This window comes from Bdellovibrionales bacterium, assembly GCA_016716765.1.
In the GTDB taxonomy this organism is placed as follows: domain Bacteria; phylum Bdellovibrionota; class Bdellovibrionia; order Bdellovibrionales; family UBA1609; genus JADJVA01.
The window spans coordinates 1-9,940 of the sequence record JADJVA010000016.1 but is presented as its reverse complement, the minus strand read 5'-3'; the positions used below and the strand labels follow the sequence as shown (position 1 = coordinate 9,940).

The following is a 9,940-nucleotide window of genomic DNA, read 5'->3' as shown; positions in this document are numbered from 1 at the left end:
GGCAGCGCTATTGATCGAACGCGCCTTGCAACAAGGGCAAACAGGATGTCGGGCTGGGCGACTACCAGGTCCGGGGGTTGGCGGGGCTGGCACCATCACATGACGCTGGTCATGATGGCCATGCTGTTTCTATTGGAAGAGCGTCAACTGCATCAGCAGACCCGACCGTTGCTGAGTGGCACGGATATCCGCGCGTTGTTGAACCAGTTCCTTCCCCGACGGGATACCACCTTGGGGAGATCCCTCCGCCAGATGGAAGTCCGCCACCGAAAACGACAGGCCGCCATCGATTCGGCCTATCGCAAACAGCAACTTAACGAATAGTGACAGGTGTTCTGACAAAGTAGAATTAGTTGTCGCGGACGCTTCGCACCGTACAACCACGCGGATCAAGCCGACATCGGCCGTTAAAGCCTTCGGCTTTTCCGCCCTCGCGGCTTATTCGCCGCCCCGTTAGGCCATTGCCTTTCAGCAGCTCATGCCGCCAAGTAGAATGACCGAATGAGAAAAGCAATCCACGCAGACCACAATCAGATGCACCTATTCCCCAATACCGCTAAGGTAGCCATACGGAAACCGGCTACTCCGCGAATTAGCGCGGAACGTCTCCCAACAAATACGACGACAGCGAACCACCCGATCCACCGTTGGTTCAACTTCATTGCGGGGTTCTCTCCAGAATTTGTCGACAACGTGTGTCGGATTTCATTAGCAGATCGTCGTCCCGCCCTGCTACTTGACCCTTTCGCAGGTTGTGGCACGGCCCCTCTGGAGGCCGTAACTCAAGGTATTGATGCCGTCGGATATGAGGCACACCCATTTTTCGAAAGAATCTGTCGAGCAAAACTGTCCGGGCTTGGAGCCCTTCACCGAATTGATGAGATTGAAGACGCAATAGTCGTTGGTCTAGAAAAACCCGCATCGATTTCTTTGCTCGGGGAAACACAAAAGATATTCCTCGAAAAGCTATTTCCAGAGAGCGTCCTTACACTAGCTACTTGGGGCGCGCGAGTCCCCTTTGCTGCGCTATCTCTCGTGAACGATCCTCTTGCTTTCATGGTGCTCTCCAAGACATTGGAGCGTAGCTCACATTCGGCTACTGATGGGATTTACAAGGCTCAACTTCAAAGAAGCGAGCTCACTCGCCAAGAGAAGCCGCGTCTTTAGTTGCGACATGATTCGTACTGACCTTATGTCGCTTGGCGATTTACATTTGGCGCACAGGTCTCAACTATTTGGAAAGTCTTCTGAAGCTATGCCGGAGCTAGAGGACGGTTCCGTATCTATCGTCGTGACGTCGCCACCGTACCTCAATAACTTTGACTATGCGGAAATGACTCGGATGCAATTGTACTTTTGGGGGATGGCATCCTCTTGGGGCGAAATTACTGATAAAGTGCGCAGTCGCCTGATCGTTAATACCACGACGGCACTAAAAGGGCACAGGCACCTACAACAGGAATATCGAATCGAAATACCTTCAGTCGTACACGACGAGCTAGACCAAGTTGTTTGTGCGCTTGGCGAGAAACGCACCGAGAGAGCGGGAAAGAAGGAGTATGACTTTCTCGTCTATCCATACTTTGCTCAAATGGTCAGAGTGCTTCGCGAGTGTTTTCGTGTAATGCGTCATGGAGCGCCAATCCACATCGTGGTTGCTGACTCCGCACTTATATGGCATACATATCAAGCACCTCAGATACTCAGTCGTATTCTTGAGGAAATTTGCTTTGAAAATATCGAATGCACTTTGGTACGCAAGAGAGGGCATCGATGGATTTTGGAAAAACGAAGGCGCCCAAGAAGGGCTTGGTGAATATCACATTCAAGCGAATCGGTAACTCAGAGCAATGACAACAACATAACCCTCTATCAGATTGCTGATGCCGAAATCGAAAATGCATTGACGCATATCTCAAGCTCACCCGCGAAACGCACGGCCTTTCGATAGTCGAGGAACAGCATCTTGCCGACCAGCGATTGATCGTAATTCTTCTGCTGGTCTTGGCATTCGCCAGTTCAATGTTACGGCCGCTCAAGCCGTTGATGAATGGAAGCAAGATCCGCAATTCCTTTTGACTTGGAAACCGCAATTACAACTGAGGTATATCGGCACATACGCGAGTTGGGATCGACGTTTCTAAATAGCGTGGACAAAATATCTAACGGGTTCACCGAATTTGATCCGGTATTCATTCAGAAGAATCCCTACCTCCTTCCGCTGTTACAGCACTTGGCTGGGATATTCAGCAAGTCAAAACTGAAGGAGCTTGTCGGGTCGGTTTCTGATAACTCCATTTCTAAGCCCGCAGCCCTGAGGCTGGCAACTTTACTGAGTGAGCGAGTAGACCCGAAGACGGTGAATAAAGGCGAAATTCTTCAGCGTCTCGAATCAACGCTTAGGAAATTGTTCGCGATCTAGTTGGCCGCGTTCTTTTGGGAATCTATTGTCGCAAGCGCATTAGCAGATCAGACGGTTCCATTTCAGCGCGAAGAGGAATATTCATCTCTCACCGGAGTCATTTACGACTTTAGAGCGGACTTTGTCCTCCCTAGCGCAGATGCTCCATTGGCCTTTATCGAGGTCCGCAAGTCCTCTTCTCGACATGCCTCTTTGTACGCAAAAGACAAAATGTTTTCGGCGATCAATTGGAAGGGCCACAACCCGGACCTGCTTGCTGTTCTGGTTGTTGACGGACCGTGGACGAAAGAGACGTTGATTGTTATGGCAAAGGTCTTCGACTATGTTGTTTCGATCGGGCGAGTTCCAGAGTTGGTGGAAATCCTAAAGGCATATCTTGCCGGCGACAAGTCGAAACTCAAGTGGCTTATTCAGTTTCGTATTGAACAATTTGAAGCAGGGTAGAACTTGGTGCTATTGGCCCCCAATCAGGGTCTAACCCGGCAGTCCACGGACGCTGCGCGATAAAGCTGCGCAGCGCCGGTGACTTCTACGTTATGTTCTCCAAGTAAGTCTGAAGGTATCTTAGAAGTTGGCAAGCAAGAAGATTAATTACGAGCTAAAAGAGGCGATGATATCATTGTCAGGAGCTTGCTTTTGGTATTGGAACAGCTTTTATAGTTTTTTAGATAGTAGCGGGGTATCAAAGAGACTCCGAGACAGGTACCCAAGAGAATCGTTCAACAAATACCAGGCGATGAGGAAAATTCTAGAGTATCTAGAGGATTCTGGTGATGTTGATACCATCAACAATTTGATTTCCAATTTTTTCGTCTACGTGGTGCTGTAGACAAAGATGCGTTGGATACTAAAAAAGCTAAGCAGCTATTGTCAGAATTCCGCGAAATGGTAGGCTCTGACCCAATCGAGAAAGAAATAGAAAAGCGAGAGCGAGAAAGAAATAGAAAAGCGAGAGCGGGAAAAATCGAGAAAGCCTATGCACACAAATTGATGAAAACAAATCGCAGACGAAGAAACTTGAAGGTTTGAATTCTCAGTTTATTTCTCTCACCACCGGCTCCGAATATACCCCACAACAGCGAGGATACAAGCTAGAAGACCTTTTTTGTGATTTGCTTCAGCTGAGTGAGCTTGAATATTCCAGGCCCTATAAGACGCCAGATGGCGAGCAAATCGACGGTCACTTTCGGTTTGATAAATTCGACTACTTGATTGAGTCGAAGTGGGAAGATGGAGTTATCAAGCAAAAGGATTTATCTGTGTTTGATGGAAAAATAAGAGGTAAGGCCCAGAGTACACGGGGTCTATTCTTGTCTGCAAACGGTTTCGACGAGAATGCGGTAATTAAGTTTTCAGGTGATTCTCCCAGAATAATCTTAATGACAGGTGAAGATTTAGCTCTCATTTTATCAGGGAGATGCTCTTTTTCGATGCAATGAAAGCAAAAGTCGAGGCCATCGTAAGGTATGGAAATATCAATTTTCCTGTCTGAAACATATGAACATAACAAGGCCGCTCCAGCCGACGCGCCAAAGGCGCGCGCGGCTGAGCGGCAACGTTTCGCGTCCGCGAAACGGGGCGGCGGATTGCAATCCGCTGGTTGCTTGGCGCTTCGCGCCGCACAACCACGCCGATCAAGCCGACATCGGCCGTCAAAGCCTTCGGCTTTTCCGCCCTCGCGGCTTATCCGCCGCCCCGTTGGGCAAAGGCAAGTTCTCAATGATTGAGCACTATAACGGCCAGTACCAAGAGATTGGTCGCATCTTCCATTCTGCTGTTATTCGAACTGCCCTAGATGCTTACACAGAGGAGCAGGTTCAGGCATGGGCGTCCAGTGATCGGAGCCCTGAAGTTTGGAAATGGCGCTGTGAACTAAAGAGACCATTTGTATGCACAAGAAATGGGGTTGCTGTTGGATTTGGCGAGTTAGACACAGATGGCCATATTGACTGCCTGTATACAGATCCTGAGCATAATAGAACTGGAGTAGGCAGCGAATTGGTGAGTTATATGATTCAAGTTGCAACCATGAACCAATTGCAGCATCTATTTGTTGAAGCCAATCATCTTGCCAAGGTCTTTTGGAAAGCATGGCTTCAAGGTCATCAGAAGAAACGATCTGATTTGCCGTGAGTTCCAATGAGTAACTGGATAATGGAACTAGATTTTGCCCAACAAGGCGCTCAACCCGGACGCCTTTGGTGCCGGTTAGCTTTGTCGTTTCGCGGGCGCGAAGCGCCCGCGAAACGGGGCGGATTCAATCCGCTGGTCGCTTGGCGCTTTGCGCCGCACAACCACGCGGATCAAGCCAACATCGACCGTCAAAGCCTTCAACTTTTCCGCCCTCGCGGCTTATCCGCCACCCCGTTATGTTTAAAAGGAAATGTCATGAATACACCGTTTACGAAAGCCCTCATCATATCGGGCTAACTGTATCGAATCTGGAAGAAAGTGCGAAATTTTTACGTCCTTACTTGGCTGGAAGGAAGTTCGAAGGAGGAAGATTATCCGGCCATTTTGTCAGTGATGGCCAGATTATGCTAACGCTCTGGGCAACAAAAGAAGAGCCAGTGGGCGAATTCAACAAAAACAAGAATGTTGGATTGCACCATATTGCATTTTCTATTGCAGATGAAGAAAGCCTGAATAGATTATACGTGCGCCTAAAAGAAAGTGGTGTAAAAATAGAGTTCTCACCGGAGCTATTGGGGCCGGGTCCGGCAAAGCACATGATGTGCTATGAACCGAGCGGTATTCGCGTGGAGTTCACTTGGCCGGGAAACTGATTTTGAGAAAATATAACAATCAGATTAACCAGGTCGCGCCAAAAGTGGCGCGCCCGCGAGACGGGGCAGCGGATTCCAAACTGCTGGTTGCTTGGCGCTCCACACCGCACAACCACACGGATCGACCGGACTCCGCCCGTCCAAAACTGCGTTTTGTCGGACTCCGCCCGTCAAAACTGCGTTTGCCGGACTCCGCCCGTCCAAAACTGCGTTTTGTCCGGGCTTGCTGGTTATCCGTCGCCCCATTAGGCTGACGCCTTCAGCGCGGACAAATTTGGGAGAATGAGTTGGCCAAATTATGGGAGTTCCCTTCAAAAGAAGTAGTTCTCGAAAACGAAGCTGTTCACATCACGGCTGTAAATATGCAGATAGATTTGGTTGCATTGTTCTGGGCAGCATCATTTGAAAATAACGAGACTGATCAATTTCAGTATCATGTCAATGTTCCAACTATGACTGAATTGCCCATATTCGAAAAATATTTGTCTCAAAAACTTAAAAAGTCAAACGAGGTTGTTTATAAAGTATTCAGCAAACGCATGAATTGCTTAGTAGGTTGCGCAAGCCTCATGAATATACAGCCGGAGCATGGAACTCTCGAAATCGGTTCGATCTGGTATTGTAGAAACGCACAACGGACCGAAATTAACACTAATTCAATGTATTTGCTGTTTAGTTATGTTTTTGAGGATTTGAAATATCGAAGACTCGAATGGAAATGCAACACAAAGAACTTAGCTAGTATGAACACGGCGACAAGGCTTGGGTTTGAGTACGAAGGGACCTTTCGACAACACTTTGTGAGTCGTGGCGAGAACCGCGATACAGCGTGGTATTCTATCATTGACTCCGAATGGAAGGAGAAGGAAAGAGCTTTGCAGAACAATATGATAAAAGCCTAACAACTGCTTCAACTTGGGAGGCGTTGTCGCGGACGCTTCGCGCCTGCGACAACGGGGCGGCACAAGAACACTCCTCCGACCTTTCGCGGGAGTAGGAATGCAAGAAGAGAACTTCAGCACTATCTCGTTCCCCGAAGACACGGACATCGTCTATGTGCTCCGATTCAGACGACCGGGAGAGCCGGACTTGACTCCCTTCTACATCGGAGAGTCAGACCGAGGACGCGACGGATTGGGAAGTATGTGAGCGCGCAGTTTGCCGCCACCACGGACTTCAGTCGGTGTCGCTGTACGAGCGCTTCGTGCTGCAGGATGCGAGGTTTTTCGTAAGCTACCAAGCATTGAACAACCGACGAGCAGATGAAGCAGAATTGATCGGCCGGTACACCAAGCTGGGCTACAGACTCTTGAACACTGAACTCAGCTACAACTACAGGCCCGCACAGAAGTCGACTGAGCAGGCGCGCATCGAGCAATTCGTGGCGGCGCTACTGCAGAGAATCACACGGGGGGCCATCGCCGCTTAGCTCGAACGTTATGCCCCAAATCCCCCCGGTATTCTAACTAGGAGCGTTTTATGAACATCAAGCCATTGAGTTTGTTTTTTATTGTTACGACCCTTGTAGGGTGTGCCTCAAACCAAGTCACGCAGACCGGTGCAGAAGGTGCACGCACAGAGAGCTGCAAGGCAATTTCCGAAGCGGACATCGCGTCATTGTTCGATCGCTGGAACCAGTCGTTGCAAACAGGTGATCCGCATAAAGTGGTAGCCAACTACGCGGAGCGCTCAATCCTTCTGCCCACTGTTTCAAACAAGCCGCGTCTCACGCCAGCCGAGAAGGAAGATTACTTCCATCACTTTCTGGAGAACCGACCCTCTGGCAAGATTGACTTGCGAACCATTGAACTCGGTTGTAACACTGCGGTTGATGCGGGGCTTTACACATTCACGTTTGCCAAGACAGGAGCGTCGGTCAGCGGACGCTACAGCTATACCTATCGTTGGAATGGTTCGGAGTGGCTAATTACAAGCCACCATTCCTCAGCAATGCCTGAGAAAAAATAGTATCGAGAGGCATAACATTTCAATTAACACGGGCGCGCTAAAGCGCGCCGGTTATTTTTACGTTAGGCTACTTAGATCAACTGGTAAAATAAGGTAGATGTTGAATGTTTGAAATAGATCATCTGATGATTGAAGTCGATGACCCTCTTGAAGTGGCTAATATCATATCAGAAGAATTAGGTTTGCCTTTTGCGTGGCCATTGACGGAGAAAGAAGAGTACACTAGTATTGGTGTGAATTTTGGTTCTATAAATATCGAATTTATAAGTTTTAGAGTCAGGTTTGGAGTTAATGATACAAGGTTCAAAGGATTTAGCGGTATCGCATTTAAGGCCGCTAGTTCTTTAGAAAAATCCATATCGAAATTAAATTCTGCAAAGTTAAGCTATCGAATAGGTGAGCAATGTGATGCCCACACTACTATTCCGATTGAAGAAAATCAGGTTTTCCCTACAGTCTTCCTCGTCAAATATAACTTTGATACTGACGGTTGGGAGCAGCGTCTAAAAAATGAGTTTGCTGAGTGTTCGGGTGGTAAATTCAATATAGGAAAATTTAAATCCTTATCCATTAACAGCGATATACCTGCTAATTTGAAAGGCGAATTTGATATTGCTTTTGGCAATAAGAACCAACTTTTCTTTGAATCAACAACGGGCGAAAACGTCGTTATTTCTGATTTGATCCAAAATTTAGAGATAGTTATTGCCTAACAAGCGCTTCCAGTCTGACGCCAAAACCTCCGCGTTTTTGTGTCACTCGCTGCGCTCAAAAACTAACACAAAAACACTCCAGTTTCGGCGCAGCTGAAGCGGGCGTTATGGCCCAAAATTCGTAGATTCGATCGGAGCGAGGATATGCCAGAAATAGCGAGATTTTACGGAATAGTAATAAAGCTCTTCTTCGGGGACCATCCGCCGCCGCATTTTCACGCAGTCTAGGCTCTTTTGGAGTTACCGGGGTGTAAATTCTGTTTAAAAACAGAATATTGTCGATCATAAATCACTTGTTACTCCTCAATAAATTCGGAGTAAATTTCGGTAACTCTATGATTTTGTGGGCATACAAAGAATATCACAAAGGTCCAGATAAAGATATTGGAAAAGATGCCCAATATTTTTCAAACCATAGCACCGTCGCTTAATGACTTTGATCTTGTTATTAAGCCCTTCAACAAACCCACTCGTCAGTCGATCTAAAAAATAATTGACCACTTCATCTTTATAGGTCCCCAACGTCTTTAATTCTACTTTGTCAGATTCATGTATTTGATTTTTATCAGTAAATTAAGATAATCCGACCTGGATCAAAAGACAAGACCTGATGGAGTAACGTATGAAAGAAGTATCGTCGGACGTGATAAAAAAACTCGGTTACTGACGCCGGGGTGGGGTTGCTGGCCGGGATCGGTCAGCGCTTCCTGGACTTCTGCGACCGCTTCGGCGGTCACTTCCGCCAGAGGACCCGAACGGTCGAGACGGCGGCTCGGCACCTATGTCCGGGGTTTGCTGCAAGCGGAAACCAAGAACATGGAACGGATGGAGAGGCGATTCCCGATGCGGACCATCAAGCGCTACAGCATATGTTGAGCGAGTCGGCTTGGTCCGAGCGGGCGGTACTGGATCACGTGGCCCAAGAGGCCAACCGGCTCTTGGGGGGACACGCCGATAGCGCCCTGCTGATCGATGAGAGCGGCTGTCCGAAACAAGGGACCCACTCGGTGGGGGTGGCCCGCCAGTGGTGCGGGCAGTTGGGCAAAGTGGAGAACTGCCAGGTCGGGGTGTTTGCCGCGCTGAGCCGGGGCACGGGCATGACCTTGATCGACGAACGGTTGTTTTTGCCGGAGGCGTGGACGAACGACCCGGCGCGCTGCCAAGCGGCCGGCATTCCCAAGATACAGCGCGGTTTCCAGCGCAAAATCGACTTGGCCCTGGCGATGATCGCCCACGCCCGCCAGCAGAATATCGGTTTTGCCTGGGTGGGCTTTGATGGCTTCTATGGCAGTGATCCGACCTTCCTGCGCGCCCTCGACGCGCAAGGAGAGATCTTCGTCGGGGATGTGCACAAGGACCAGCGGATTTATCTGGACGATCCGCAGCCGATCGTCCCGCCAGCCAAAACGACCCACGGTCGTCACCCGACCCGCCCGCGGGCGCAAACCCTGGCGGTGCGAGTCGACCTCTGGACCCAGCAGCAACCGGCCACCGCCTGGCAATCGGTCACCTTGCGCGCCGGCACGAAAGGCCCGTTGCGAGTGGAAATCCTGCATCGACAGGTGTGGCTATGGGATGGTGAGGAAGCCCAGGCCCGGCCATGGCATGATCGTGCGCCGGGAGATCGACACGCCGACCGAGATCAAATACAGCCTCAGCAACGCCCCGGCGGACACGCCGGCACCCGGCTGGCCTTCATGCAAGGGCAGCGCTATTGGATCGAACGCGCCTTGCAACAAGGCAAACAGGATGTCGGGCTGGGCGACTACCAGGTCCGGGGTTGGCGGGGCTGGCACCATCACATGACGCTGGTCATGATGGCCATACTGTTTCTATTGGAAGAGCGTCAACTGCATCAGCAGACCCGACCGTTGCTGAGTGGCACGGATATCCGCGCGTTGTTGAACCAGTTCCTTCCCCGACGGGATACCACCTTGGAGAGATCCTCCGCCAGATGGAAGTCCGCCACCGAAAACGACAGGCCGCCATCGATTCGGCCTATCGCAAACAACAACTTAACGAATAGTGACAGGTGTTCTGACAAAGTAGAA

At 49.6% G+C, this 9,940-nt stretch carries 13 protein-coding genes; 12 read left to right on the top strand and 1 reads right to left on the bottom strand.

Features of this window, described 5'->3' with window-relative positions:
• Window positions 1-99: 99 nt before the first annotated feature.
• From IPL83_08550 to IPL83_08500, 11 genes are all read left to right on the top strand, one after another.
• Window positions 100-324 carry a hypothetical protein gene (locus tag IPL83_08550; protein ID MBK9039197.1) on the top strand — a complete coding sequence of 75 codons (225 nt, stop codon included), beginning with the start codon at window positions 100-102 and terminating at the stop codon, window positions 322-324.
• Window positions 325-501: 177 nt separating this feature from the next.
• On the top strand, window positions 502-1,167 hold the full coding sequence (locus IPL83_08545) for a hypothetical protein (protein MBK9039196.1): 666 nt from the start codon (window positions 502-504) through the stop codon (window positions 1,165-1,167).
• Window positions 1,168-1,174: 7 nt separating this feature from the next.
• Window positions 1,175-1,816 carry a site-specific DNA-methyltransferase gene (locus tag IPL83_08540; protein ID MBK9039195.1) on the top strand — a complete coding sequence of 214 codons (642 nt, stop codon included), beginning with the start codon at window positions 1,175-1,177 and terminating at the stop codon, window positions 1,814-1,816.
• A 234-nt stretch (window positions 1,817-2,050) separates the two neighbouring features.
• Window positions 2,051-2,422: a hypothetical protein gene (locus IPL83_08535; GenBank protein ID MBK9039194.1), complete on the top strand. Its 372-nt coding sequence runs from the start codon at window positions 2,051-2,053 to the stop codon at window positions 2,420-2,422.
• Window positions 2,423-2,866, top strand: a complete 444-nt coding sequence (locus tag IPL83_08530) for a hypothetical protein (GenBank protein MBK9039193.1) — start codon at window positions 2,423-2,425, stop codon at window positions 2,864-2,866.
• A gap of 581 nt (window positions 2,867-3,447) precedes the next feature.
• A complete protein-coding gene (locus IPL83_08525; protein ID MBK9039192.1) occupies window positions 3,448-3,861 on the top strand; it encodes a restriction endonuclease in 414 nt (137 codons plus the stop codon).
• Between the two features lie 280 nt (window positions 3,862-4,141).
• Window positions 4,142-4,555 (top strand): GNAT family N-acetyltransferase, encoded by a 414-nt coding sequence (locus IPL83_08520; GenBank protein ID MBK9039191.1) that lies wholly within the window; start codon window positions 4,142-4,144, stop codon window positions 4,553-4,555.
• 236 nt (window positions 4,556-4,791) lie between these two features.
• Window positions 4,792-5,208, top strand: a complete 417-nt coding sequence (locus IPL83_08515) for a VOC family protein (protein MBK9039190.1) — start codon at window positions 4,792-4,794, stop codon at window positions 5,206-5,208.
• 287 nt (window positions 5,209-5,495) lie between these two features.
• Complete coding sequence (locus IPL83_08510; protein ID MBK9039189.1) at window positions 5,496-6,110, top strand: GNAT family N-acetyltransferase; 615 nt, start codon at window positions 5,496-5,498, stop codon at window positions 6,108-6,110.
• A 577-nt stretch (window positions 6,111-6,687) separates the two neighbouring features.
• Window positions 6,688-7,176, top strand: coding sequence for a DUF4440 domain-containing protein (locus tag IPL83_08505; GenBank protein ID MBK9039188.1), 489 nt, complete (start codon window positions 6,688-6,690; stop codon window positions 7,174-7,176).
• A gap of 104 nt (window positions 7,177-7,280) precedes the next feature.
• Window positions 7,281-7,889, top strand: coding sequence for a hypothetical protein (locus IPL83_08500; GenBank protein ID MBK9039187.1), 609 nt, complete (start codon window positions 7,281-7,283; stop codon window positions 7,887-7,889).
• Window positions 7,890-8,222: 333 nt separating this feature from the next.
• Here the strand turns inward: IPL83_08500 and IPL83_08495 are convergent, their stop codons facing one another.
• Entirely contained in the window at window positions 8,223-8,390 is a 168-nt protein-coding gene (locus IPL83_08495) for a transposase (protein ID MBK9039186.1), read from the bottom strand.
• A gap of 179 nt (window positions 8,391-8,569) precedes the next feature.
• Between IPL83_08495 and IPL83_08490 the strand changes: the two genes are divergently transcribed.
• A partial coding sequence (locus tag IPL83_08490; protein ID MBK9039185.1) for an IS701 family transposase occupies window positions 8,570-9,940 on the top strand: 1,371 nt, incomplete at its 3' end.